At 68.3% G+C, this 24,818-nt stretch carries 23 protein-coding genes, 1 other RNA gene and 1 riboswitch; of the genes, 14 read left to right on the top strand and 10 right to left on the bottom strand.

Going from position 1 to position 24,818, the window contains the following annotated elements:
• Nucleotides 1-33: 33 nt before the first annotated feature.
• Genes BW990_RS15615 through BW990_RS15600 form a run of 4 tightly spaced genes read right to left on the bottom strand, consistent with a single transcriptional unit; the run spans nt 34 to nt 4,418 of the window.
• On the bottom strand, nt 34-783 hold the full coding sequence (locus tag BW990_RS15615) for an ABC transporter ATP-binding protein (RefSeq protein WP_076449408.1): 750 nt from the start codon (nt 781-783) through the stop codon (nt 34-36).
• Nucleotides 780-1,769: a FecCD family ABC transporter permease gene (locus BW990_RS15610; RefSeq protein ID WP_076449406.1), complete on the bottom strand. Its 990-nt coding sequence runs from the start codon at nt 1,767-1,769 to the stop codon at nt 780-782. Before BW990_RS15610 ends, BW990_RS15615 begins: the two co-directional genes overlap by 4 nt.
• Entirely contained in the window at nt 1,766-2,590 is an 825-nt protein-coding gene (locus BW990_RS15605; RefSeq protein WP_234990274.1) for an ABC transporter substrate-binding protein, read from the bottom strand. Before BW990_RS15605 ends, BW990_RS15610 begins: the two co-directional genes overlap by 4 nt.
• Nucleotides 2,577-4,418 (bottom strand): TonB-dependent receptor plug domain-containing protein, encoded by a 1,842-nt coding sequence (locus BW990_RS15600; protein WP_076449402.1) that lies wholly within the window; start codon nt 4,416-4,418, stop codon nt 2,577-2,579. Before BW990_RS15600 ends, BW990_RS15605 begins: the two co-directional genes overlap by 14 nt.
• Nucleotides 4,419-4,570: 152 nt before the next feature.
• Nucleotides 4,571-4,760: riboswitch (cobalamin riboswitch) on the bottom strand.
• 760 nt (nt 4,761-5,520) lie between these two features.
• On the opposite strand from BW990_RS15600, the gene mraZ reads away from it, so the two are divergent.
• From mraZ to murD, 9 genes are all read left to right on the top strand, one after another.
• On the top strand, nt 5,521-6,039 hold the full coding sequence (gene mraZ / locus BW990_RS15595) for a division/cell wall cluster transcriptional repressor MraZ (RefSeq protein WP_076449400.1): 519 nt from the start codon (nt 5,521-5,523) through the stop codon (nt 6,037-6,039).
• Between the two features lie 3 nt (nt 6,040-6,042).
• Entirely contained in the window at nt 6,043-7,050 is a 1,008-nt protein-coding gene (rsmH, locus tag BW990_RS15590; RefSeq protein WP_076449398.1) for a 16S rRNA (cytosine(1402)-N(4))-methyltransferase RsmH, read from the top strand.
• On the top strand, nt 7,050-7,397 hold the full coding sequence (gene ftsL / locus BW990_RS15585; RefSeq protein WP_076449396.1) for a cell division protein FtsL: 348 nt from the start codon (nt 7,050-7,052) through the stop codon (nt 7,395-7,397). The genes rsmH and ftsL overlap by 1 nt, the downstream gene beginning before the upstream one ends.
• The gene (locus BW990_RS15580; RefSeq protein WP_076449394.1) at nt 7,394-9,175 is read left to right on the top strand and encodes a peptidoglycan D,D-transpeptidase FtsI family protein; all 1,782 of its coding nucleotides are present in this window, start codon (nt 7,394-7,396) and stop codon (nt 9,173-9,175) included. Before ftsL ends, BW990_RS15580 begins: the two co-directional genes overlap by 4 nt.
• Nucleotides 9,176-9,275: 100 nt before the next feature.
• On the top strand, nt 9,276-10,766 hold the full coding sequence (locus BW990_RS15575; protein ID WP_143526235.1) for a UDP-N-acetylmuramoyl-L-alanyl-D-glutamate--2,6-diaminopimelate ligase: 1,491 nt from the start codon (nt 9,276-9,278) through the stop codon (nt 10,764-10,766).
• Nucleotides 10,767-10,833: 67 nt separating this feature from the next.
• Nucleotides 10,834-12,264: a UDP-N-acetylmuramoyl-tripeptide--D-alanyl-D-alanine ligase gene (locus BW990_RS15570; protein WP_076449392.1), complete on the top strand. Its 1,431-nt coding sequence runs from the start codon at nt 10,834-10,836 to the stop codon at nt 12,262-12,264.
• A 33-nt stretch (nt 12,265-12,297) separates the two neighbouring features.
• Nucleotides 12,298-13,380 (top strand): phospho-N-acetylmuramoyl-pentapeptide-transferase, encoded by a 1,083-nt coding sequence (gene mraY, locus BW990_RS15565; protein WP_076449390.1) that lies wholly within the window; start codon nt 12,298-12,300, stop codon nt 13,378-13,380.
• Nucleotides 13,381-13,639: 259 nt separating this feature from the next.
• Nucleotides 13,640-14,848 (top strand): Coenzyme F420 hydrogenase/dehydrogenase, beta subunit C-terminal domain, encoded by a 1,209-nt coding sequence (locus BW990_RS15560; RefSeq protein ID WP_076449464.1) that lies wholly within the window; start codon nt 13,640-13,642, stop codon nt 14,846-14,848.
• Between the two features lie 64 nt (nt 14,849-14,912).
• Nucleotides 14,913-16,316 (top strand): UDP-N-acetylmuramoyl-L-alanine--D-glutamate ligase, encoded by a 1,404-nt coding sequence (gene murD, locus BW990_RS15555; RefSeq protein WP_076449389.1) that lies wholly within the window; start codon nt 14,913-14,915, stop codon nt 16,314-16,316.
• On the opposite strand, the gene BW990_RS15550 is transcribed toward murD, so the two are convergent.
• Nucleotides 16,289-16,978, bottom strand: coding sequence for a hypothetical protein (locus tag BW990_RS15550; RefSeq protein WP_076449387.1), 690 nt, complete (start codon nt 16,976-16,978; stop codon nt 16,289-16,291). The genes murD and BW990_RS15550 overlap by 28 nt on opposite strands.
• Before the next feature lie 84 nt (nt 16,979-17,062).
• Entirely contained in the window at nt 17,063-18,250 is a 1,188-nt protein-coding gene (locus tag BW990_RS15545; protein ID WP_076449385.1) for a BaiN/RdsA family NAD(P)/FAD-dependent oxidoreductase, read from the bottom strand.
• A 135-nt stretch (nt 18,251-18,385) separates the two neighbouring features.
• Here BW990_RS15545 and BW990_RS15540 point away from each other — a divergent pair, with 135 nt between their 5' ends.
• From BW990_RS15540 to BW990_RS15520, 5 genes are all read left to right on the top strand, one after another.
• Entirely contained in the window at nt 18,386-19,123 is a 738-nt protein-coding gene (locus BW990_RS15540) for an alpha/beta fold hydrolase (protein WP_076449384.1), read from the top strand.
• Nucleotides 19,124-19,177: 54 nt separating this feature from the next.
• Nucleotides 19,178-19,588, top strand: an RNA gene (gene rnpB, locus BW990_RS15535) — RNase P RNA component class A.
• A 104-nt stretch (nt 19,589-19,692) separates the two neighbouring features.
• On the top strand, nt 19,693-19,860 hold the full coding sequence (gene rpmG, locus BW990_RS15530) for a 50S ribosomal protein L33 (RefSeq protein WP_057816833.1): 168 nt from the start codon (nt 19,693-19,695) through the stop codon (nt 19,858-19,860).
• Between the two features lie 116 nt (nt 19,861-19,976).
• Nucleotides 19,977-20,486 (top strand): GNAT family N-acetyltransferase, encoded by a 510-nt coding sequence (locus BW990_RS15525; protein WP_076449382.1) that lies wholly within the window; start codon nt 19,977-19,979, stop codon nt 20,484-20,486.
• 111 nt (nt 20,487-20,597) lie between these two features.
• Nucleotides 20,598-21,467, top strand: a complete 870-nt coding sequence (locus BW990_RS15520; protein WP_234990273.1) for a formate/nitrite transporter family protein — start codon at nt 20,598-20,600, stop codon at nt 21,465-21,467.
• A gap of 132 nt (nt 21,468-21,599) precedes the next feature.
• Here BW990_RS15520 and BW990_RS15515 read toward each other — a convergent pair whose 3' ends face one another.
• From BW990_RS15515 to BW990_RS15500, 4 genes are all read right to left on the bottom strand, one after another.
• Nucleotides 21,600-22,073: a hemerythrin domain-containing protein gene (locus BW990_RS15515; protein ID WP_076449379.1), complete on the bottom strand. Its 474-nt coding sequence runs from the start codon at nt 22,071-22,073 to the stop codon at nt 21,600-21,602.
• A 158-nt stretch (nt 22,074-22,231) separates the two neighbouring features.
• On the bottom strand, nt 22,232-23,167 hold the full coding sequence (locus BW990_RS15510) for an AEC family transporter (protein ID WP_076449377.1): 936 nt from the start codon (nt 23,165-23,167) through the stop codon (nt 22,232-22,234).
• Between the two features lie 18 nt (nt 23,168-23,185).
• A complete protein-coding gene (locus BW990_RS15505; RefSeq protein ID WP_076449375.1) occupies nt 23,186-23,986 on the bottom strand; it encodes an MBL fold metallo-hydrolase in 801 nt (266 codons plus the stop codon).
• Nucleotides 23,986-24,789 (bottom strand): TatD family hydrolase, encoded by an 804-nt coding sequence (locus BW990_RS15500; RefSeq protein ID WP_076449373.1) that lies wholly within the window; start codon nt 24,787-24,789, stop codon nt 23,986-23,988. The genes BW990_RS15505 and BW990_RS15500 overlap by 1 nt, the downstream gene beginning before the upstream one ends.
• Between the last annotated feature and the right edge of the window lie 29 nt (nt 24,790-24,818).

Here is a 24,818-nt window from a genome sequence, read left to right as displayed (position 1 = left end):
GTCGGGGGGCGGGTCTGAATGAGCGCGCGGGCGTCATGCCAGCACGCCCCGCGGGTCGATGACAAGGCCAGCGTCGGTCTCGATCAGCGCGGCATCGAGGCGGAAGACGGAGGCGAGGTTGGTTTTGCTCAGCACGTCGCGCGGCGCGCCGTCGGCCACCTTGCGGCCCTTGTCGAGCAGGACAAGCCGCGTGCAATGGCGCGCCGCGAGGTTCAGATCGTGCAGCGAGGTCAGCACTGCGCGTCTGTCGCGCGCGAGTTGCGCGAAGAGCTCGAGCGTGGCGATCTGGGCGGCGGGGTCGAGCCCGGCGATGGGCTCGTCCGCCATCAGCAGCGGCGCCTCTTGCGCCAGCGCGCGGGCGATCAGCACCCGGGCCTGTTCACCGCCCGACAGGGCCGTGGCGCGGCGCGAAGCGAACGTCTCGAGCCGCATGGCCGCCAGCGCGCCCTGGATGGCCGCGCGGTCCGCCGGCGTGCCGCCCCGTCCATGCGGCAGGCGGCCAAGTGCGACAAGGTCGGCCACGCTGAGCCCCCAGGCGATCTCGCGGTTCTGCGGCAACCAGGCGGCGGCCCGGGCGCGGGCGCGGGGCGGCAGCGCGGCCAGCGACGAGACCCCGTCGGCGGCGATGAGGCCGAGCGCGCCGCGCATCAGCGTCGTCTTGCCCGCACCGTTCGGCCCCAGAAGCCCCACCACCTCGCCCGGGGCGACACTCAGATCCACCGCGTCCACCACCGGGCAGGCGCCGCGCCGCACCGTCAGGCCGCGAAGCGTCAGCGCGCTCATGCCAATTCCTTTCGCGTGCGAAAGATCAGGTGCAGGAACAGCGGCGCGCCGATCAGCGCCATGACCACGCCGAGCTTGAGATCGCGGTCGGGCAGGATCAGCCGCACCGCGAGGTCGGCGGCCAGCACCATCGCCGCGCCGCCAAGCGCGCTTGCGGCCAGAAGCGCGCCGGGGCGGGCCCGCATCAACGGGCGCAGAAGATGCGGCACGACAAGGCCCACGAAGCCGATCGCCCCCGCCACCGCCGTGGCCGCCCCGACCGCGGCGGCGGTGCCCACGAGGACCTGCAGGCGCAAACGCGCCATCGACACGCCAAGCGCCTCGGCGGCATCCTCGCCCAGCGTCAGCGCATCGAGCCCGCGGGCTGTCAGCGCCAGCACCGCGAGCCCGGCAAGGATCAGCGGCGCGGCCAGCGACACATGCTCCATCGACCGGTCGGCGACCGAGCCCAGAAGCCAGAAGACGACCTCCGCCGCGGCATAGGGATTGGGCGAGAGGTTCAGCACCAGCGACGTGAGCGCGCCCGCCAGCGCAGACACCGCGATCCCCGCGAGGATCAGCGTCAGCGACCCGCCCCGCGATCCGGCCAGAAGCAGCAGCAGCGCCACGGCGCCCGCGGCAAAGACCAGCGCGGTCAGCGGCAGGGCCAGCGCGAAGGCCCCGGCCAGCCCGGTCTGCAGCGCGATCACCGCGCCGAGGGCCGCGCTGCCCGAGACGCCGATCAGTCCCGGCTCGGCCAGCGGATTGCGCAGAAGCCCCTGCATCGCCGCCCCCGACATGCCGAGCGCCGCGCCCACGACGGCGGCGAGGCAGGCGCGCGGCAGGCGGATGTCCTGCATCACGATCACGGTCAGCGGATCGCCCTGCCCGAAAAGCGCGGCGAGCGCGGGCCCGGGGCGCAGCGGCGCATAGCCTACCAGAAGCGAGGCCCCGATCATCAGGACGACCAGCGCGGACAGCGCGGCAAGGGTCACGGCGCGCATCATCGGGCGTCCTCTGCCAGTGCGCGCAGATCGGCGATGGCCTGAAGGAGCGCGGGCGTCTCGCAGCTCCAGGCAGCCCCCGCCTCGATCCGGCGCAAAGGGGCCACGGCGCGCAGGGCGGGATGGCCGGGCAGGTCCGTCGCGCGCGTCGGGCGGGCATAGGGTGCGGGCGTCAGGATCAGGTCGGGGGCCGCCAGCACCGCCTGTTCAAGCTGCAGCGTGCCATAGCTCAGCCCCATCTCGGCGGCGATGTTGGTCAGGCCCGCGGCCTCCATCAGCGCATCGGCCAGCGTGCCGCGTCCCGCCGTGCTGCCCATGGGATAATAAAGCAGCGTGCGCGGCCCGTCCGGCAGGGGCGGGGTCCGGTCGAGCCCGGCCTCGAACGCGGCGATGAGATTGCGGGCGGCGTCCTCGCGGCCCAGAAGCGCGCCCATGCGGGCCATGTGCTCGGTCACCTGCGAAAGCGACGTGACCGGCGGGAACAGCGCGACCTCGTGGCCCAGACCCTCCAGCATCTCGACGGTGGCGCGGGTGGTGAAGGTGCCCGCGAGGATGAGATCGGGCTCCAGCAGCACGACCTCCTCGGCGCCGCCGCCATTGGCCGGGATATCCGCGAGCGCGTCCGCATAAGCCGAGGAGCGCGGATCATGGGCGAGGGCGGAGACCGAAATCAGCTGTCCGGGTGCTGCCAGCAGATGCGCCAGCTGATCGGTACAGACATTGAGAGAGACGACCCGCGCGGGCGCGCCCCAGGCGGGTACGCCGAGGACCGCGCCGGCGATTGCCAGCGCGGCCCCGAAGCGCATGAGATCAAAACGAGGCACGGACCCCGAAATAGGCCGAACGGCCCGGCGCGTCGTAATCGGGAATGATCTCGTAATCGCTGTCGAAGAGGTTCTCGACGCGCAGATAGGCCTCGATATCCTCGGTGACCGCGTAGGCGACGCGGGCATTGACGACGGTGTAATCGTCGACGCTTTCGACGCTGGAGAAATCCGCGTTGAACGTGTCGGGGAAGTCGGCGACGTGGCGCAGGGTCACCCCGCCCGAGACGCGGTCGGTGATCTCGGCGTCGAGCCCCAGCGCGAGGTCGTAGCGCGGCACGTTCAGTTCCGGATCGTCGCTGGCATCGCGCGCATCGGTGTAGGTGAACGCGCCGGAAAGGCCGATGCGCGCGCCCAGGGGCAGGAAGGCCGCGATCTCGAGCCCTTCGGTGGTCGCGGTGCCGTTCGACTGGGCATAGGCGCCGAAGGGCGCGACGGTGCCGTCGAAGACGATGAGATCGTCGATCTCGGTCTTGAAGAGGGTGGCGGAGACCGATGCGCCGTTGGCATAGACCTTCTCGATGCCGAGATCGTAGCTGAGGCTTTCCTCGGGATCGAGTGAGGCGTCGCCATAGGTCGGATCGTAAAGCTCGTAAAGCGACGGCGCGCGGTAGCCGTTGGCCACGCTCGCGCGGACGGTGATGTCGGGCGTGGCCCGCCAGGTCACGGCGCCGCGCGCGGCGGTGAAGTCGCCGAACTCGGAATGGTGGTCGTTGCGCACCGACAGCGCGAGGTCCAGGTCCGGCGTCGCGGCATAGACCAGCTCGGCGAAGAGCCCGCCCGTCTCCACCTCGTCGGAGGCGACATTGGCCTCCTCGATGGTGCGGTCCGCGCCGAAGGACAGCAGCGTGCCGCCGCCGATATCCCATTCGCCCAGATAGCCGATCTTCTTGCGTTCGCCCTCGAAGGTGGAGGTGCCGAAGCTGTTGGTGGAATCCCGGCCGATGCGGAACTGCGACAGCTCCAGCGTGTGGGTCAGGGCGCCGGTCTGCAGCTCGGCATAGCCGCGATAGCCGCGCTGGTAGGTCTCGAATTCGCCGTCTTCGACATCGGCGGGCGTCAGGCCGAAAGTCGGGTCGAAATCGCCCTTGGAGGCGTTGTAGAAGCCGGTCAGACCGACCCGCAGGGTGTCGGTGACGTCGACATAGGCATCGAAGCTGGCCTGCTTGGCCGCAAAGCCGTCATCCTCGTCGTAGCCGGGCAGGTCCACCGCGCTGTAGCCCTCGGATTGGGTGCCGCCGAGGCTGAAGGCGAAGCCCGCCCGCTCGGTCGCGAGGCCGTAGGAGAGGGTCGCGCTCTGCGTTTCGTAAGCGCCCGCCTCGAGCACGATCTCGCCTTCGCGGCCGGGGGCGTCGGGGGCCTGTGCGGCGGTCAGGGCGATGATGCCGCCCACCGCGTCGGCCCCGTAAAGTGCCGATTGCGAGCCTTTCACGATCTCGGCGCCGGTGACGCCGCCCGAAAGTATGTTGGACCAGTCGAACTGGCTTTGCACGCCCGAGGGATCGGTGACGTCGATGCCGTTCACGAGGACCGGCGCGTAGCGCTGGGGCAGGCCGCGCAGGCGCACGAAGGCGGGCTGGCCCGGCCCGCCGGTCTGGGTGTAGCTGACGCCGGGCTGGGCGGCGACGGTTTCGGCCAGGGTCTGCGCGGGCGCGTCTTCAAGCTCTTCCTCGCCGATGACGGTGGCCGTGGCGCCGGTGCGCGACAGCGGCAGGTCGGTCACGTTGCCGTAGACCGTAATCGGCGCAAGCTCGAGCACGTCCTGGGCGTGAACGGAGAGGGGAAGCGACAGCGCAAGCACGCTGACGCCGGAGAACAGGCGGGACATGGGTGTCCTTTCCCTTGTCTGTGCCGCGGCGCCGTTTGGGCAAACCGCGGCGGTCTGGTTTGGTGTTCTTGGAAAGGACATGCCCTCCCGGTGAACGGCGTAGGATGTCACCACTCCGGAAAGACCGTTTCCCGGGACGCGCCCCGCGCCCGAAAAGGGTGATCGCCGCGGCAGGTCTCCTGGCTTCGCGGGTCGTCACGCTACGCGGGCCTTCCCGGACGTCTGCATCCAGTGGCATGTGCCGCGCGCGCTCGCCGCTGACAGTTGCGGGGGCAGCCGTGGATTCGCACCACGTTCCCTATTCACCGGGCAGTCGCCCGGACCGAGGCCTTTTCGGGGTAGAAGCCTTGCTGCGCGAAATCAAGAGCCGATCGCGCGGCCCTGCCAAAAGGTCGTGCTGCGGTGCGGCGCATGGGATTGCCCGCGCTGCGCGCCTGGCGGGCGGCGCGCTTCGTTCGCGAAATGGGATTGTATGGGTCCTGGCGATCAGCGGGTGTCGGGGGCTGCCTGTTGCAGGTCTGAATCACCGTGGATTTCTATGGGAACGGCCCCGTGCGCGATGGATTCGGCTGCGCTATTCAGGGCTTCGAGGGCGGTGCGGCGGCCGTTTTCGCGGAAGATCGGAGATTTTCTTGGAATTCATGGGAAATGGGTCTCGCCCGAGTTTGCTACCATATTTTGTTATAACTTGTGCGGTTCAAACAATATAAGCGCATAATTAGGTGGTTTTGGTCCACAAGATGTTGTCCAAGGGTCTGCCCGAAAACAACATTTCGCGTCGGGCCGGCAAAAAATTTGTTGCGTACCATGATTTCCCATGTCATCCATTGTTCATCGACGAGGGCAGGGAAGACAGCGGACACAAAAACCAGCCGCGACACTTCTCCCGAAAAACAATAAAAGAGCGGGTTTCATACAGGCACCTCGCTCTCGTCGACCAAAATGGAATTCCAGCGCGTGGGCGAGCAGACATCCCCCCAGGTGGCACGCGCAGCTGGGATCCTCCCGCCCCAAGCGGGACCAGGCGGCGGGTTGATCGATGGCAGCGGATCAACCCGCCGTTTCTACGTTTACCGGGGGCGGACAGTGAAAGGGCCGGGCAGTGGGCCGCAGGCTGAGGTTCAGAGGTGAAGGTCGGCAGAAGGTCGACAAGAAGGGGCGGGTGTCTATCCCGGCCTCTTTTCGCCGTGTCCTCGAAGCGGGCGATCCCGGCTGGGATACCGGCAAGCAGCCCGAATTCGTGATCGTCTACGGCGATCACCGCCGCAATTACCTCGAATGTTACACCATCGCCGCCATCGAGGATGTCGAGGAGCGCATTGAGGAGATGCCCCGCGGCTCCAGCGAGCGACGCCTGCTGGAGCGGACCTTCTCGGGCATGTCGGCGGACGTGGTCGTGGACGATACCGGTCGCTTCGTGCTGACCCAGAAATTGCGTGACAAGATCGGCGTGAACCTCGACAGCGAGGCGTTCTTCATCGCATCCGGCGACACGTTTCAGATCTGGAACCCCGACACCTATGAACAGGAGCAGGCCCGGACCGAGCAGCTGCTCGACGATCTGCCCGAGGATGTGGACGTGCTCGCGCTCCTGCCCAGGAAGAAGCCGCAGGGAGACTAAGCCATGACCGAGGGCGCCGCGCCCAAGCCCGATGCGCCGCATGTGCCTGTCTTGCTGCGGCCGCTTCTGGCGGCGGTGGCGCCGGTCGCGGGCGTCTGGATCGACGGCACGTTCGGCGCGGGCGGATATGCGCGCGGCCTGATCGATGCGGGCGCGGCGCGGGTCATCGGCATCGACCGTGATCCCATGGCGCATGAGATGGCCGCGGCGTGGCTGCCGGAGTATCAGGGACGCATCGAACTGGTTCGCGCCAATTTCGCCGAGATGGACAGCGTTGCCACGGAAGTGGACGGCGTCGTGCTCGATCTCGGGGTGTCGTCCATGCAGCTCGACCGGGCCGAGCGCGGCTTTTCCTTCATGCGTGACGGCCCGCTCGACATGCGGATGGGGCAGGAGGGCCCGTCGGCGGCCGATATCGTCAACGAGGCCAGCGCCGAGACGATTGCCGACATCCTGTTCGTCTACGGCGAAGAGCGCGCCTCGCGCCGCATCGCCAAGGCCATCCTGCGCGAGCGCGCGGTCGAGCCGATCACCACAACCCTGCGCCTGGCAGGCATCATTGAGGGCTGCCTGCCGCGCCCCAAGCCCAACCAATCCCATCCCGCCACGCGCAGCTTCCAGGCGCTGCGGATCGCGGTGAACGACGAATACCGCGCGCTGCATGAAGGGCTGATGGCCGCCGAGCGGGCGTTGAAGCCCGGTGGCGCGCTGGCCGTGGTGACCTTCCACTCGGTCGAGGACCGCATGGTCAAGCGGTTCCTGCAATCGCGCGCAGGCCAGACCGGGCGGGCCAACCGCTTCCAGCCGCAGGTCGACGAGCCCGACCCGCAATTCGAGCTGATCTCGAAGAAGGCCATCGGTCCCGATGCCGAGGAACTGGCGGAAAACCCGCGCGCGCGCTCGGCCAAGCTGCGCGTCGCCCGCAGGACCGCGGCGCCCGCGGGCGGGATCGACGCCAAATCCCTCAACATGCCGGAACTCAGGCCGGAACGCACAAAGGGCGGACGCTGATGCGCACGTTTCTCTACATCCTCACCTTCATGTCGGTGATCGGGCTCGCCTTCTGGGCCTATCACGAGAATTACAAGACGCAGGAGGCGTTGGCCGACGTGCAGGATCTGCGCCGCGACATCGGCGCGCATCGCGAAAGGCTGGCGGTCCTGCGCGCCGAATGGGCGTTCCTGAACCGGCCCGAACGGCTGCGCGACCTCGCGGAACTGAACTTCCCGCGGCTGGAGCTGATGCCCTTCCTGCCCGAGCAATTCGGCCGCGTCGACCAGATCTCCTATCCCGCGCCCCCGATCATCGAGTTCACCGATCCCATCGATCTGTCCAGCGAAGGAGGACAGCGCCCATGATCCGCACGCCGCTGCGCCCGCTGGCGCGCATCCTCGAGGCCCGCCAGAAGGGCGAGAACCCCGACGCGATCGAGCGTGAGAATCTGCGCATCCGGCACGAGCAGATGCGCGACACGGCGCGGGTGCGCGCCGAGGGGCGGCTTCTGGTGCTGGGTGTCGCCTTCTTCTGCGCTTTTGCCATCACCGGCGCGCGCATGGCGACGCTGGCCGCCTCGGAACCGGCAGAGCCGCGAGCGCATACCCAAGGCGCCTCCATCGTGTCGAGCCGGGCCGACATCGTCGACCGCAAGGGCCGCATCTTGGCCACCAACATGGACACCTATTCGCTTTACGCCCATCCCCAGCAGATGATCGAGCCCGAGCGCGCGGCGCAGGCGCTGGCGGGCATTTTCCCCGATCTCGACGAGGCGCGGCTGCTGAGGGATTTCACCGGCAATCGCAAGTTCGTCTGGGTGCGCAAGAAGCTGAGCCCCGAACAGAAGCAGGCCGTGCATGATATCGGCGAGCCGGGCCTGTTGTTCGGCCCGCGCGAGATGCGGCTTTATCCCAACGGCACGCTGGCGGCACACGTGATGGGCGGCACTCGGTTCGGGCAGGAGGGCGTGCATTCCGCCGAAGTGGTGGGCAGCGCCGGGATCGAGCGGTATTTCGACGCGCTTCTGCGCGATCCGGCGCGCGAGGGCGCGCCGCTGGCGCTGTCGCTCGACCTGACCGTGCAGGCGGCGGTGGAGCGGGTGCTCGCCAGCGGCATGATGCTAATGAACGCCAAGGGCGCCGCGGCGGTCCTGATGGATGTGCATACCGGCGAGGTCGTCTCCATCGCGTCGCTGCCGACCTTCGATCCCAATGACCGGCCGATGCCGCCCGTCACCGGCTCGCCCGCCGACAGCCCGCTCTTCAACCGGGCGGTGCAGGGGGTCTACGAGCTGGGTTCGACCTTCAAGATCTTCACCGCAGCACAGGCCATGGATCTGGGCCTTGTCGCGCCCGAGACGCAGATCGACACCAAGCCGCCCATGCGCGTCGGCGGGTTCAATATCGGCGAGTTCCGCAACAAGAATTACGGCACGCTGTCGATCGAGGAGATCATCATTCACAGCTCCAACCGGGGCACCGCGAAGCTGGCGCTGCAGATCGGCAACGAGCGGCAGCAGGATTTCCTGCGCAAGCTGGGCTTCTTCGAGCCGACGCCCGTCGAGATCACCGAGGCGCAGGGCGGCCAGCCGCTGCTGCCGAAGACCTGGACCGACCTGTCCAGCGTGACGATCTCCTACGGGCACGGGCTGTCCTCGTCGCCGCTGCACCTCGCGGCGGGGTACTCGGCCATCGCCAATGGCGGATACGCGGTGAAGCCCACGCTGCTGCGCCAGCCGGGGCCGCAATACGGCCCGCGCGTCATGTCCGAACGCGCCGCCGAGCGCTCGCGCGTGATGCTGCGCAAGGTGGTGACCGAAGGCACGGCCAGCTTCGGCGAGGTGAAGGGCTACCAGGTGGGCGGCAAGACCGGCACCGCGGACAAGCCCCGGGAACGCGGGGGCGGCTATTACGACGACAAGGTGATCGCGACCTTCGCCACGATCTTCCCCGCCCATGCGCCGGAATACGTGCTGGTCGTGACGCTCGACGAGCCGGTGGACACGATGGGCGAGAAGCCGCGCCGCACCGCGGGCTGGACCGCCGTGCCCGTCGCGGCCGAGATGATCGGACGTATCGCGCCGCTTCTGGGCCTGCGCCCAGATTACGGCGTGCCCGATCCGATCCACCTGGCCTCGGACTGAGCGGTCTTCGCCCTTGAAAACCGTTCCGGAAACAGGGCAACAGGGTTGAAACGAGGGTGAGAGGCGCGGGTATCCGATCCCCGCGCGCGGGAACGAGACCATGAACGTGGAAAGCGGCGTGAAATCCTTGGGCGAGCTGGGCCTGACCGCACGGGGCGGGCGCGACGTCGCGGTGACCGGACTCGCCGTCGATTCGCGCGAGGTCCGCGACGGCTTCCTCTTTGCCGCGCTGCCGGGCACGCGGGTGCATGGCGGGGAGTTCATCCAATACGCGCTGCGCCAGGGGGCCGCGGCGATCCTGACCGATGCCGAGGGCGCGGCGATCGCCCGCGACGTGCTCGATGCCTCGGATGCCGCGCTGATCATCGCCGCCGATCCGCGCCAGGCGCTGGCCTATACGGCCGCCCTGTGGTTCGGGCGCCAGCCCGAGACCATGGTCGCCGTGACCGGCACCAATGGCAAGACGAGCGTGGCGAGCTTCACGCGCATGATCTGGCAGGAGCTGGGGCTGCGGGCCGTCAATCTGGGCACGACCGGGGTCGAGGGCGACTGGTTCGCGCCGCTGAAACACACCACGCCGGAGCCGATCACCCTGCACCGCGCGCTGGCCGACGCGGCCGCCGCCGGCGTCGATCACGCGGCGATGGAGGCTTCCTCGCACGGGCTCGAACAGCGCCGCCTCGACGGGGTGCAGCTGCGCGCGGCGGGGTTCACGAATTTCAGCCAGGATCACCTCGATTACCACGCGAGCTTCGAGGATTACTTCGCCGCCAAGGCCGGGCTTTTCGCCCGCGTCCTGCCCGAGGAGGGGGCGGCGGTCATCAACATGGACGACGCGCGCGGCGTCGACATGGCGGCCATCGCCAAGGCGCGCGGCCAGGACCTGATCACCGTGGGCCGCGACGAGGGCGTCGATCTATGCCTGATGGCGCAGCGTTTCGACGCGACGGGGCAGGACGTGCGGCTGCGCCATCGCGGCGCCGTGCGGCAGGTCCGGCTGAACCTGATCGGCGGCTTTCAGGCCGAGAACGTGCTGATCGCGGCGGGTCTCGTCATGGCCTGCGGCGAGGATGCGGATGCCATCTTCGAGGTGCTGCCGCGGCTCGTCACCGTGCGCGGGCGGATGCATCTTGCGGCCACGCGCGAAAACGGCGCGACCGTCTTTGTCGATTATGCCCACACGCCCGACGCCGTTTCGACCGCGCTTCAGGCGCTGCGCCCGCATGTGATGGGCCGGCTTGTCGCTATCGTCGGCGCGGGCGGGGATCGCGATGCGGGCAAGCGGCCGCTGATGGGGCAGGCGGCGCATGACCATGCCGACCTGGTGATCGTCAGCGACGACAATCCCCGCTCGGAGGAGCCCGCCGCGATCCGCGCGGAGGTCATGGCCGGCGCACCCGGCGCGCTAGAGGTCGGGGACCGCGCCGAGGCGATCCTGCGCGGCGTCGATGCGCTGGGCCCGGGCGATGCGCTGCTGATCTGCGGCAAGGGCCACGAGACGGGCCAGATCGTGGGCGACACGGTCTATCCCTTCGACGATGCCGAACAGGCCTCCGTCGCGGTGGCGGCACTCGATGGCGGGGTGCCCTGATGGCCGCCGTCGTGTCTGCGTATTTGCAAAGAGGCAACGCAGCTTTCCGGGCGCGGGAGGGCAGGCGGTGAGCCTCTGGACGAGCGAGGAGGCGGCCCGCGCCACCGGCGGGCGCGCGACGGCGGAATGGCGCGCGCGCGGCGTCTCGATCGACACCCGCACGCTGAAGCCCGGCGATCTTTTCGTCGCGCTGAAGGCCGCGCGGGACGGCCATGACTTCGTGGCCCAGGCGTTGGAGAAGGGCGCGGCGGCCGCGCTTGTCAGCCATATGCCCGAGGGGGTCGCGGCGGACGCGCCGCTTCTGGTGGTCGGCGACGTGCAGACCGGCCTCGAGGCCTTGGGGCAGGCAGCGCGCGCGCGTAGTGCCGCGCGGGTGGTCGCCGTGACCGGATCGGTCGGCAAGACCTCCACCAAGGAAATGCTGCGCAAGGTCCTGGCCGGGCAGGGAAAGACCCATGCCGCCGAGGCCTCCTACAACAATCACTGGGGCGTGCCGCTGACGCTGGCGCGGATGCCCGCGGATACCGAATTCGCGGTGATCGAGATCGGCATGAACCATCCCGGCGAGATCGCGCCGCTGGCGCGCATGGCGCGCCCGCATGTGGCGATGGTGACCATCGTGGCGCCCGCCCATCTGGAAGCCTTCGAGAATATCGAGGGGATCGCGCATGAAAAGGCGTCGATCTTCGAGGGGCTCGAGCCCGAAGGCACGGCGATCTACAACGGTGATGTGGAGACCGCGCCGATCCTGCGCGCCGCCGCGGAGGCCGCCGCCCAACGCGCGGTGAGCTTCGGCGAAAGCGCCGGTTGCGCCTATCGCGGCACCGGCATCCGGGTGGGCGACAGCGCCACGGTGGGCCAGCTGCAGGCGGAGGGCGAAGAGGTGCTCTACAAGGTCGCCGTGCCGGGGCGGCATTTCGCGGTCAACGCGCTCGCGGTCCTGGCCACGGTGGATGCGCTGGGCCTCGACCGGGCGCGGGCGCTGCTCGATCTCGGCGCTTGGACGCCCGGGGCGGGACGCGGCCACCGCGAGCGGATCAGCCTCGACATGGCCTCGCGCGATGCCTGGCTCGAACTCATCGACGACAGCTACAACGCCAACCCGGCCTCGATGGGCGCGGCGCTGGAGGTCCTCGCGGGGGCGGTGCCGCGTCACGATGTGGGCCGCGTCTCGAAGGGCCGCCGCATCGCCTATCTGGGCGACATGAAAGAGCTCGGCCCCGACGCCAAGGCGCTGCACGCGGCGCTGGCCGATCATCCGGCGATGGCGCAGATCGACCGGGTGCATTGCGTGGGGCCGCTCATGCACGCGCTCTGGACGGCGCTGCCCGCCGAGCGGCGCGGCCACTGGACCGAGGAGGCGGACGCCATGCGCGCGCGTCTCGCCCGCGATCTCGATGCGGGCGACGTGGTGCTGGTGAAGGCGTCGCTGTCGATGGGCCTCGGGCGGCTCGTGGATGCAATCCGGAAAATGCGCCAAGGCGCGGCGCCGTCCTGACCGGGCGGCCGATCTGAGAAAGGACCCTTTCGCATGCTCTATTGGCTCGCTGAGCTGTCGGACGGGGGCGGTGCCTTCAACCTGTTTCGCTACATCACCTTCCGGGCGGGCGGGGCGTTCCTGACCGCGCTGATTTTCGGCTTCCTCTTCGGACAGCCGCTGATCAACGTGCTGCGGCGCACGCAAGGCAAGGGCCAGCCGATCCGCGGCGACGGGCCCGAGGGCCATATCGCCAAGGCGGGCACGCCGACGATGGGGGGCCTGCTGATCGTGGGGGCGCTCTTGACCTCGACGCTGCTCTGGGCGCGGCTCGACAATCCCTTCGTCTGGCTCGTGCTCTTCGTGACCATGTCCTACGCCGCGATCGGTTTCGCCGACGATTACGCCAAGGTCAGCAAGCAAAGCTCGGCCGGGGTGTCGGGCAAGGTGCGGCTGCTGCTGGGTTTCCTGATCGCCGCGGTGGCGGGATTCTGGGCGAGCCTCTATCACCCCGAGGCGCTGACCGGGCAGCTGGCCTTTCCGTTCTTCAAGAACTTCCTGCTCGATCTGGGGCTCCTCTTCGTGCCCTTCTCGATCATCGTCATCGTCGGGGCGGCCAACGCGGTGAACCTCACCGACGGGCTCGATGGGCTCGCGATCATGCCGGTGATGATCGCCGCGGGCACGCTGGGCATCATCGCCTACGCGGTGGGACGGGTGGACGTCACCGAATATCTCGACGTGCATTACGTGCCCGGCACCGGCGAGCTTCTGATCTTCACCGCGGGCATCTTCGGCGGGGGCTTGGGCTTTCTGTGGTACAACGCGCCGCCCGCGGCGGTCTTCATGGGCGATACCGGCTCGCTGGCGCTGGGCGGCGCCCTCGGGGCCATCGCCGTGGCCACCAAGCACGAGATTGTGCTGGCCATCGTCGGCGGGCTTTTCGTCGTCGAGGCGCTCTCGGTGATCATCCAGGTCCTGTATTTCAAGCGCACCGGCAAGCGGGTCTTCCTGATGGCGCCGATCCACCACCATTACGAGAAGAAGGGCTGGGCCGAGCCGCAGATCGTGATCCGGTTCTGGATCATCTCGCTGATCCTGGCGCTGATCGGGCTCGCGACGCTGAAGGTGCGCTAGGCGCCGGACCCGCGGGCGGCGTCCGTCCGGGCGGCCTGCTGCCTTCGTGACTTGCGCTCACAAAGCGAGGGGGCTGTCTGCCCCCTCGCGCTCCCCCGAGAGGTATTTTCGGTCCGGCCGTGCCAGGGGCGGCGCGCGAGAGACCCGGGCCCGGGACGCGCGGTCGGGAGGCCGGGCCCGTGGATCGGTGGTTTCTTCGCGGGCGAGTGTCAGCTAGACTTGACAGTGCCACAGCCCAGGAGCGCCGATGCCCCGCGACATGACAGGTCCCACACGTCCCGAGATCGGCGGCGCCGCGCGGCCCGGGCTCTGCACCGATTGCGGCGTGAGCCGGATGGGCGACGGGCGGGCCTGCGGGCGCGCCTGCCAGTTCATCCAGCCGGATTATCCGCGCCTCGAGGCCGCGGTGCATGGCCGCGCCGCGGATGAGGCGGGCGACGAGGCGTTCTTCGGCGTGACGCGGGCCATGTATCGCGCGCGGCTGTCTCCCGCGGCTCCGGGCGCGCAATGGACGGGCATCACCACGGCACTCGGGGCTGCCCTGCTGGCGCAGGGCGCGGTCGATGCGGTCATCTGCATGGGACCCGATCCGGCGGATCGCTGGCGCCCGGTGCCGATGATCGTCACCGAGCCTGCGGACATGGCCCGGGCGCGCGGCATGCGGATGGGCTACGCGCCGCTGCTGGCCGCGCTGGAGCCTGCCCGCGCGGCGGGCCACCGGCGCATCGCGGTGATCGGCATTCCGTGCCAGGTCTATGCACTGCGCGCGCTCGAGGCGGAGATGGGCTTCGACGAGATCACCGTGATCGGCACGCCGTGCTCCGACAACACCACGACCGAGAATTTCCACGCCTTTCTCGCGCGGCTCGACCCGTCGCCGGAGACGATCTCCTATCTCGAGTTCCGGGCCGATTACCGCGTCGAGCTGCGTTTCGACGATGGCCGCAAGCCGCGCACGATCCCGTTCCTGAACCTGCCGCTGTCGGATCTTCCGCCCGATTTCTTCCCGATGACCTGCCGGACCTGCGTCGATTACACCAACCGGCTGGCCGACGTGACCGTGGGCTACATGGCGGGCGAGGGCGCGCAATGGCTGATCGTGCGCAATGCGCGCGGGGCGGCGCTGCTCGATCGGCTGGGGGAGCGGCTGGTGCGCTCCGCGCCGGGCTCGAGGGGCAAGCGGCAGGGCGCCGTGCAGGGCTTCAAGACCAATACCGAACGGGCGGCGGGGGGCCTGCCGTTGCGGCGCATGCCGCGCGCGCTCAGGCCCATCGTGTCGTTCCTGCAGCCCCGGATCGGGCCGCGCGGCCTCGAATTTGCGCGCGCCCGGCTCGAGATGAAGGCGATCGAGACCGTCCTGCATCTGCGCCGCGCCCATCCCGCGAAGATCAAGAACATGGTGCCGGCGCATGTCTGGCGGCTGGCCGCGCGCTACGGGCTCGTCCCCGGACCGGGCGAGCGGCGCTGAGGTCTTTCCAAGCCTGCGCGGATCCCCTAGCGCTTGGGGGCAAGCAGGCAGGCAGGGGGCAGGCATGATTCCGGTGGATGGCGTCGCGGGCGAGAAGGTGGGTGTTCTGGGACTGGGCCGGAGCGGCCTCTCGGCGGCGCGGGCCCTGCGTGAGGGCGGTGCCGTGCCGATCCTCTGGGACGACAACCCGGCCGCGCGGGCCGCGGCGGAGGCCGAGGGCTTCGAGACCCGCGACCTCGGCGCGGCGGGGGCGATGGACGACCTGACGCTCCTGGTCACGAGCCCGGGCATCCCGCATCTCTATCCCGAACCCAACCGGGTCATCGCCGCGGCCTATGCCGCCTGCGTGCCCGTCGACAACGATATCGGGCTGTTCTTCCGGGCGCTCTCCTCCGGGGCGTGGGACGATCTGGAAACGCCGCCCAAGGTCGTCGCCGTCACCGGATCGAACGGCAAATCCACCACCTCGGCGCTGATCCATCACATCCTCTCGGAGGCGGGGCGCGAGGTGCAGCTTGCGGGCAATATCGGGCGCGGCGTGCTCGATATCGACCCGCCGGGCGAGGCGGGGGTCATCGTGCTGGAGCTGTCCTCCTACCAGACCGAACTCGCGCGCGCGCTGACGCCGGATATCGCCGTTTTCACCAATCTCTCGCCCGACCATCTCGACCGGCATGCGGGGCTCGGCGGATATTTCGCGGCCAAGCGACGGCTTTTCGCGGAGGGCGGCCCGGACCGCGCGGTGATCGGTGTCGACGAGCCCGAGGGGCGGTACCTGGCCAACCAGCTGGCCACCGCGCGTTCGGATGACCGGGTGATCCGGGTCTCCGTCGGGCAGAAGTTGTCGGGGCCGGGATGGATCGTGCAGGCGCGCAAGGGGTTCCTGACCGAGTGGCGCAAGGGCAAGCAGGTCGGCGCGATCGATCTGCGCGAGATCCCGGGCCTTCCGGGCGCGCACAATCACCAGAACGCCTGCGCGGCCTATGCCGCGGCGCGCACGCTGGGCCTTGGGCCGCGTCAGATCGAGGCGGCGCTGCGCACCTTCAAGGGCCTGCCGCACCGCAGCCAGATCGTCGCCGAACGGGACGGCGTGCGCTTCGTCAATGACAGCAAGGCCACCAATGTGGACGCGGCGCTGAAGGCGTTGCTGGCCTTCGACCGCATCCGCTGGGTCTGCGGCGGGCTGATGAAGGAGGGCGGGCTTGCGGCGCTGGCGCCGGGTCTGCCGCATGTGGCGAAAGCCTACGTGATCGGGCGGGAGGCGGCGCAATTCGCGCTTGGCCTCGACGGGGTCGAGGCGGAGGTCTGCACCGATATGGGCACCGCCGTCGCGCGCGCCGCGGCCGAGGCCGAGCCCGGCGACGTGGTGCTGCTGGCGCCGGCGGCGGCGAGCTTCGATCAATACGACAATTTCGAGAAACGCGGCGAGGATTTCGCGGCTCAGGTGGCGGCGTTTCTGGGATCCTGACGCAGCGTGTGAAGCACGCCTGCGGCGAGGGCTGCGGGATGCACCGCGCCAAGTTGGGCGGGGATATGCGGCAGGGCCAGCAGCCGGGCCACGGCGAAGCGGTGCATCGCCCCGCCTGACCGGATGAGGCGTCCATCCCGGCCCACATGCACGAGAACACCGCCATGTTCGCGGCGGTAATAATCCGGCGTGTCGATCCTGGGTCGCAATCCTTCGCGCTTGGCGTATTCCCACAAGCGGTCAAGCCGCTCGTAGCGGTTGTCGAGCGCCTCCTGCGAGGTCAGCTGGTCGGGTGCTTCGCCGCGGGCGATCTGCGCGGACAGCTTCTTGTAGATCGGCGTCTCGCGCCACGGCACCCCTTCAAGGAAATGCATCCGGCAGGACACTTCCTTGGTGCTTTCGACGATGGGCGTGACGGCGAGGTCCCAGTCCCCGGGTATCACCTGGCCGGAATTCGACCGCCGGAGCGGCAAGCTCTTGCCGCCCGCATAGGCGAATTGCACGCCGCGCGGGTCGATCCAGATACATTCGTCGCTGAGTGGCGCATCCGGGCCGTAGCGCCATCGGTTCCACGCGTCGCGCAAAGCCTTTCGCGGCACCTGCGCTTCCATGGCGCGGGCCAGCTCGACGAATACGGATTTATCGCGACGGGGCTTGAACATGGCGGTGAATGTAATGGTTCTGTGACGGCTTCAACAGAGCCGTCGCGGAACCTTTTCCGACGTCGGGCGGCTGTTACCGCAGCGTCACATCGTGGCCGCGCCGGAAATCGCCTGACCGGCGGCCCAGCCCGAGGACCAGGCCCACTGGAAGTTGTAGCCGCCGAGCCAGCCCGTGACGTCCACCGCCTCGCCGATCATGTAGAGGCCCGGAAGATGCTCCGACATCATCGTCTTCGACGAGATCCGGTCGGTGGCGATGCCGCCCAGCGTGACCTCGGCGGTGCGATAGCCCTCCGATCCGCCGGGGCGGAGCTGCCAGTCGCCGAGCGCGGCGGCGATCTCGGCGATGCGGGCATCCGACAGATCGCCCAGCCGGCCCGCGAGGTCCATCTCGCCCGCCAAGTACTCGACCAGTCGTTGCGGCAGGTGGCGGGCAAGCTCTGTCGCGATCTGTTTCTTGCCGTCGCTGCGGCGCTTCTCGGACAGGATCGCGCCGAGGTCGATCCCGGGCAGCAGGTCGAGCGAGAGCGCGTCGCCCTCGCGCCAATAGCTCGAGATTTGCAGGATCGACGGGCCCGAAAGGCCGCGATGGGTGAAAAGAAGCGCCTCTTCGAAGGCGGTGCCGTTGTAGGCCGCGCGGGCGGGGCAGGCGACGCCCGACAGGGGCTTGAATCGCCCGTCGGGGAAGGCCAGCGGCACCAGCGCGGGGCGGGTTTCCGTTATGTCATGTCCAAAGCGGCGGGCGATGTCGTAGGACAATCCTGTCGCGCCCATCTTGGGGATGGATTTGCCGCCCGTGGCGAGCACGAGGTTGCGCGCGCGGACCGTGTGGCGGGTGCCTTCCCGCTCCAGTATCGCGGTGAACACGCCATCCGCATGGGACAGGTCCGCGAGCGACGTGCGCAGCCACAGATCGGCGCCCGCGGCGTCCATGTCATGTCGCAGAAGCGCGATGATGTCCTTGGCGGAGGTGTCGCAGAACAATTGCCCGAGCGTCTTTTCGTGCCACGGGATACCGGCTTCGGAGACGCGGGCGATGAAATCCCATTGGGTGTAGCGCGACATGGCCGATTTGTGGAAATGCGGGTTCTCGCCGAGATAGCGGTCGAACCGGATGTCGAGATTGGTGAAATTGCAGCGCCCGCCACCCGAGATGCGGATCTTCTCGCCCGGCGCTTTCGCATGATCGATCACCAGCGTGCCGGGCCCGGCATGGGCCGCACACATCATGCCCGCCGCGCCGGCCCCGAGGATGAGCGTTTTCACCTGCATGCGGCGCGGAAAGCACGGGCGGCGGGCTTTCGCAAGGGGCTCCGCAGCCGGGGGGCAGATTCGCCGCAGCCGATTTGCTAGCCTTCGCGCAAAGGCACCGGCCAACAGGTGCATCAGAGCAGGAAGAGACCGACCGTGAACGTCCCCCTTCGCGCGCAACCGCAATCCGAGGCCCTGGTGCTGATCCCGGGGCTTGCCGGGGATGCCACGCTCTTTTCCCATGCCCTTGCGCGGCTGTCCCGCGCGCGGCCCGTGACGCTGGCCCTCCCGGTGGGCGGCGAGCGGGTGGAGGAGATCGCGAGCGCGATCCTCACGCAGATGCCGCAGCGCGTGGCGCTGGTGGGCCATGGGCTCGGTGGCGTCGTGGCCTTGGAGATCCTGCGCCGCGCGCCGAAGCGCGTGGCCCGACTCGCGCTGATCTCGGCGATGCCCTTTCCCGACACGCCCGCCGAGGCGGCCGAGCGCGACGCGCGGCTGATCGCCCTGCGCGCGGGCCGGATCGCGGACTGGGTCCGGGCGGAGTTCGGCGGGGCCATTCCCGGCGACGCGATCCTGCGCGGCGCGCGGGTGGCGCGCATCGCGGAGATGGTCGAGACGCTCGGCACCGATACGGTGCTGCGCCAGGTACGCGCGCTGCAGCGGCGCGGCGATTACCAGAGCGCCTTCCGCCGCTTCCGCCAGCCGATCCACCTGATCGCGGGCAGCGCCGATCCGGTCTGCCCGCCGCGGCGGCAGCAGGTCCTGTCGGGGCTCGCCCCCGATGCCCGGCTCGTCCGCATCGAGGAGGCGGGGCATTTTCCCATGCTGGACGCGCCCGAGGCGGTGACCGAGGCGCTCGAGGCCTTCGTCGAGGCGCCCTTGGTTCTGCGCTGAGCCGCGGCCTGCGCGATTGACCGCCTGCGCATCGCGGCGTATGCCCGGGCTCGCGCGGAGGGCCGGACGGCCGCTTCGTCCCGCGTCTTCGGGCCGGGACGGGGAGGAAAGTCCGGACTCCCTGAGGCAACGGTGCCGGGTAACGCCCGGGCAGGGCAACCTGACGGACAGCGCCACAGAAAACAGACCACCGCCGGGCAACCGGCGGCCAGGGTGAAACGGTGGGGTAAGAGCCCACCGGGGGACGGGCAACCGGACCCGCACGGCAAGCCCCACCGGGAGCAATGCCAAATAGGGACCTCGCGCGGGCTGATCCTTTCGGGGATATCGCCGCAGGGCCGCTTCAGCCCGAGGGGTCCGGGTTGGCAGCTTGAGCCGCTCCGCGAGGGGCGGCCCAGAGGAATGGTCGTCTGGGACGGGCTCGCCCGTCCGACACAGAATCCGGCTTACAGGCCCTCCGCGCATGATTTCCGGCCCCACGCCGGTTGACAGTGGGCGCGCCATGCGTAAAAGGCGGGTCTGACCGATTTCACGGACCCCGCATCCGGTCCGTTGCAGGAGACTTTATCATGGCGAAGCCGACCACCATCAAGATCCGCCTGAACTCGACCGCGGGCACCGGCCACTTCTACGTGACCAAGAAGAACGCCCGGACCATGACCGAGAAGATGTCGATCCGGAAATACGACCCGGTCGCGCGCAAGCATGTCGAGTACAAGGAAGGCAAGATCAAGTAAGAACGCCTCTTATTTGACTAGCTGTCGCGCCGTCCGTGTCCCGGGCGGCGTTTTTTCTGGGCCGACGGGGCATTGCCGTTATCCTTGGGATCCATTCACCGGGGATGGAGGACCCCATGAATTTTTTCGATCGTTTTTCAATCCGTACCGCCCAGGCCAGTGATTTTACCGCGGTCGACCGGCTGTTCAGCGAAAGCTATCCGGTCCTTCTGCGGACGGCCTATTCCGAAGATATCTGCACCAGGGCGTTGCCGCTCATCTCGCGGGCGCAGCCCGACCTCGTGCGGTCGGGCAAGTTCTTCCTCGTGCATCGCGGCTCGAAGCTGGTGGGCGCGGGGGGCTGGACCCGCAGCGCGCCGGGCACCGGGATCGTCACCCCGGGCGTCGGCCATGTGCGCCATGTGGTCAGCGATTACCGCTTCCAGCGGCAGGGCATCGGGCGGCGGCTGCTCGATTACGTCATGATCAACGCGCAGGGCGACGGGTTGAGCGCGCTGCGCTGCTTCTCGACGCTGAACGCCGTGCCGTTCTACACGGCGATGGGCTTCACCGAGGAGGGGCCGGTCGATCTGCCGCTGCCGGGCGGCGTGCATTTCCCCGCGATCCGGATGCACGCCACGCTCTGACGGGCCGCGCCCGGCGCATTGCGGGGGCTTGCGGGAACCGATCGTTCCGTTGCTGGTTGGGTCTTGTCGCGCGACGCATTCTGCCGCGCTCTTTGTCTCCGAAGGAACGATATGAGTAAAGATATGCCTCGAAAGGCCGACGAAAGCGAAGCGGACAGGGATATCTATTCCAACGAGGAAGCCTCCCAGATCGCCCGGCATCGCTCGCTGGCGCCGCGGGCCGTCTACGAGGTCATCAACCTCGAAGGGCGGGAGGAACTGAGACGCCCCCTCTGGTCGCTCTGGTGGTCGGGCATCGCCGCGGGCATCTGCATCTCCGCCTCGGTGCTGGCCGAGGGGATCCTGCACGTGATCTTCGAAGGGCATCCCTACCAGGGCCCGATCGAGAACCTCGGCTACACGGTGGGCTTCATCCTGGTGATCCTCGCGCGGATCCAGCTGTTCACCGAGAACACGATCACCGTCGTGCTGCCGGTCCTGAAGGAAAAATCGCTGACCATGCTGACCTGCGCCGCACGGCTCTGGGGCGTGGTCTTCGCGGCCAACATGGTGGGCACGTTCTTCGTGGCGTTCCTGAGCATCTACGGCGGCACGGTGATCCCCGAATATGTGGAGGGGATGAAGGCGATCTCGCATCATTTCGCCCATTATTCCCCGGTCGAGGCGTTCAAATACGGCATCCCCGCAGGCTTCTTCATCGCCGCGATCGTCTGGATGCTGCCTTCGTCCGAGGGCTTCGAGATCTTCGTGATCTTCCTCTTCACCTATCTCATCGCGATGGGGGAGTTTACCCACGTGGTGGCGGGCTCGAAGGAAGCGTTCCTGCTGATGCTGGCGGGCGATATCTCTGTCGCGACGGCGTTTTTCGGACTGATCCTGCCGGCCTTCCTCGGCAATGTGCTGGGCGGCACGGGGCTTTTCGCCTTGCTGGCCTACGGTCAGGTGGCGTGGGAGATTGATCCCGAGACCAACGGGAAGTAGCGCCGTTCCTTAGCTAGCATTCACGCGCCGGGATCGGCTCCGGCACGCGGATACAAGAAAGCCCCGGCGGATGGCCGGGGCTTTTTCGTTGGATGCTCTGGGCGCGGTATGAGGGCTGGGGCGGCCGTCGCGTCAATCCTCGAGGGAATCCGCGCGCTTCTTGTCGACCAGCGTCATCTCTTCGGCCTTGCGGTCACGGAAGCGCTGGCCGTAACCCTCGATCTCATCCTCGGAGATCACTTCGCGGGCACGGCCGAAGACCTCGTCCTCTTCCTCTTCCATGTGATGCTCGTAATCGTGGCGCAGCGTGTTGAACTTGTTGAGCCATCCGGGGCTCGACATGTCCATGTCGTTCAGTTCCTCCATCAGATCGTCGAGCGCGCCGTGTTCCTCCACCGAATGGCGGGCGCTGTCCTGACCCCAGGTCTTGGACATCAGCTTGGAATAGAAGGTCTCTTCCTCCGCCGCGGCATGGCTTTTGACGTCGTAGAAGAATTCCTTCCACGCGGCCTTGCGGTCCTCGCTGGCGCCGGTCGTGTCGGCGATGCGGGCCATGAGCGTGCGGTGGTTCTCGTGATCGGCGATGATCGCGTCGTAGATGGACATGGAATGCGCTCCCTCTCGTGGGTCGCATCATCATGCGCCCGGTGTTTCAGCTCGACCAGCCTGCAGGACGAAACGGGACCTGGGGATAGAGGCGGCGTCGCGCGGATCGCAGGCCGGTCGGGAAAGAAACGTGTAAGTCGGGGTCAGGTTCCACCGGGTCAGGGCAGAATCGCGAGCCAGACCCAGACCGTGCCGACCGACAGCCCCGTCGCGAGCAGCACCGAGGACGCCGCGACGCGTTTCGCGCGGCCGTACATGTTGGCGAAGACATAGGCATTGATGCCCGGCGCCATGGCCGCCGTGATGACCGCCGAGCGGAACTCGGCCACATCGAGCGCGAAGGCCTTGCCCAGCGTCCAGGTGATGGAAGGATGCAGCACCAGCGACACTGCGCAGACGAAGGCGATGATGCGGAAATCGCCCTCGGGCCGGTAGCGGTAAAGCACGCCGCCCATGCCGAACAGGGCTGCCGGAAGCGCCGTGCGCACCATCATGTCGAGCGCGTCCTCGACCGGGCGCGGCAGGCCGAGATCGAAATAGTTGAAGAGCGCGCCCAGCACGATCCCGATTACCAGCGCATTGCGGAACATCGCCTTCAGCACGGTGCCCGGCAGCGACGTGGCGGGCGCGCCGTTGTTGCGGGCGCGCACGATCTCCATCGTGGTGATGCCGAGCCCGTAGCAGAACGGCGAATGCATCGCGATGATGGCGAAATTCGCCTCGAGCGCGGTCTCGCCATAGGCGCGTTCGGTGATCGCAAGGCCGATCAGCACCGAGTTGGCGAAGAGGCAGCAGAAGCCGATGGCGACCGCGTCCTCCCATTCCCGTTTGAAGAGGTATCGGCCCGCGAGAAGCCCCGCAAAAAAGCCGGTGGCGGAGCCCGTGTAGAACGAGATCAGCAGCGCGGGGTGGAAATTGTCGCCCAGATCGAGCGTCCAGAGCGCCCGGAACAGCAGGCAGGGAATGGCGAATTGCTGGGTGAAGACCATCAGCCCGTCGACGGCGCTGTCCTTGAAGAGGCCCCGCCAGACGGCGACATAGCCCGCGCCGATCAGCACGAAGACCGGCAGGATGACCTCGAGCAACGCCTGCATGCGCCTCAGGCCCAGTCGTCAGATGTCATAGCGGATGACCATGCCGTCATAGGCCGGGGTGATATGCTCGGGCGTCTCGGCTGCCAGCGTGGCGTAATCGAGGTCGATATGCATGTTGGTCAGCACCGCGCGGCGGGGCTTCGCGCGTTCGATCCAGCCCAGCGTCATGTCGAGATGCGCATGGGTCGGGTGCGGCGTGCGGCGCAGCGCGTCCACCACCCAGCAATCGAGGTCGTGCAGCTTGGCCCAGCTGTCTTCGGGGATCTTCGCCACGTCGGGAAGATAGGCGAAATCGCCGACCCGGAAGCCGAGCGCGTCCATGGAGCCGTGTTCCGCCTCGAAGGGCGTCAGGGTGACCGGCCCGCCCGCGCCGTCGATCGTGAACGGGCCGTCATGGATCGTGTTCATGTCGAGGATCGGCGGATAGGGGCTGTCTTCGGGTTGGATGAAGGCATAGCCGAAGCGCGCATAAAGCGCCTCCTGCGTCGGGCCGTCGGCCCAGACCGGCAGGCGGGCGCGCATGTTGAAGACGATCATGCGCAGATCGTCGATGCCGTGGACATGGTCCGCGTGGGAATGGGTGTAGACCACCGCGTCGAGCTCGCCCACGCCGGCGCCCAGAAGCTGCGCGCGCAGGTCGGGCGAGGTGTCGATCAGCACGCGGGTGGTGCCCTCCGCGCCTTCACGCTCGATCAGGAGCGAGCAGCGGCGGCGGGTGTTCTTGGGGTTCTCGGGGTCGCAATCGCCCCAATGCCCGCCAAGGCGGGGCACGCCACCCGAGGAGCCGCAGCCGAGGATGGTGAAGCGCAGTTCGCCCATCACGCGGCCTTGGCGTATTGGGCGGCCTTCCAGAAGAGCCGGTCGAAATTGGCCTCGGTCCGGGCGGCGAAATCGGCGTAATCCATGCCGAAGACCTCGGCGCCCACGCGGGCGGTGTGCACGGTGTAGCCGGGCTCGTTGCGCTTGCCGCGTTGGGGCGGGGGGGCAAGGTAGGGGCTGTCGGTCTCCACGAGGATGCGTTCGGGCCGCGCGGTGGCGAAGATGTCGCGCAGATCCTGGCTTTTCTTGAAGGCGGCGATGCCGGACATCGACAGGTAGAAATCCATCGCAAGCGCGCGACGGGCAAGCTCCGGCCCCGACGAGAAGCAATGCATCACGCAGCTATAGGGCTTTTGCGCATAGCCTTCCTCGAGGATGTCGGCCATGTCGTCATCGGCATCGCGGGCATGGATGATGAGCGGCAGGCCGGTTTCCTGCGCCGCTTCGATATGGATGCGAAGCGAGGTTTGCTGACGCTCCGCGCTTTCGGCGGTGTAGTGGTAATCGAGCCCGGTCTCGCCCAGCCCCACGAATTTCGGATGCGCGCTGAGCCGCACGAGTTCCTCGACCGAGGTCATCGGCTCGTCCGCAGCGCTCATCGGATGGGTGCCCGCGGCATAGAAGACCTGCGGGAAAGCCTCGGCGATGGCGCGGACCTGGGGTTCCTGGCGCAGCCGGGTGCAGATCGTGACCATGCGGTGCACCCCGGCCTCCGCCGCGCGGGCGACGATCTCGGCGCGTTCGCCGTCGAAATCGGGAAAATCGAGGTGGCAATGGCTGTCGGTGATGCGCGGTTCGCTCATGAACGCTCCTCGGGCCTTCGGTTGTGGCT

This window comes from Roseivivax lentus (genome assembly GCF_900156805.1).
Lineage (GTDB): Bacteria > Pseudomonadota > Alphaproteobacteria > Rhodobacterales > Rhodobacteraceae > Roseivivax > Roseivivax lentus.
Note: the sequence above shows the minus strand (reverse complement) of the source record. Positions and strands in the feature narration are given on the sequence as shown.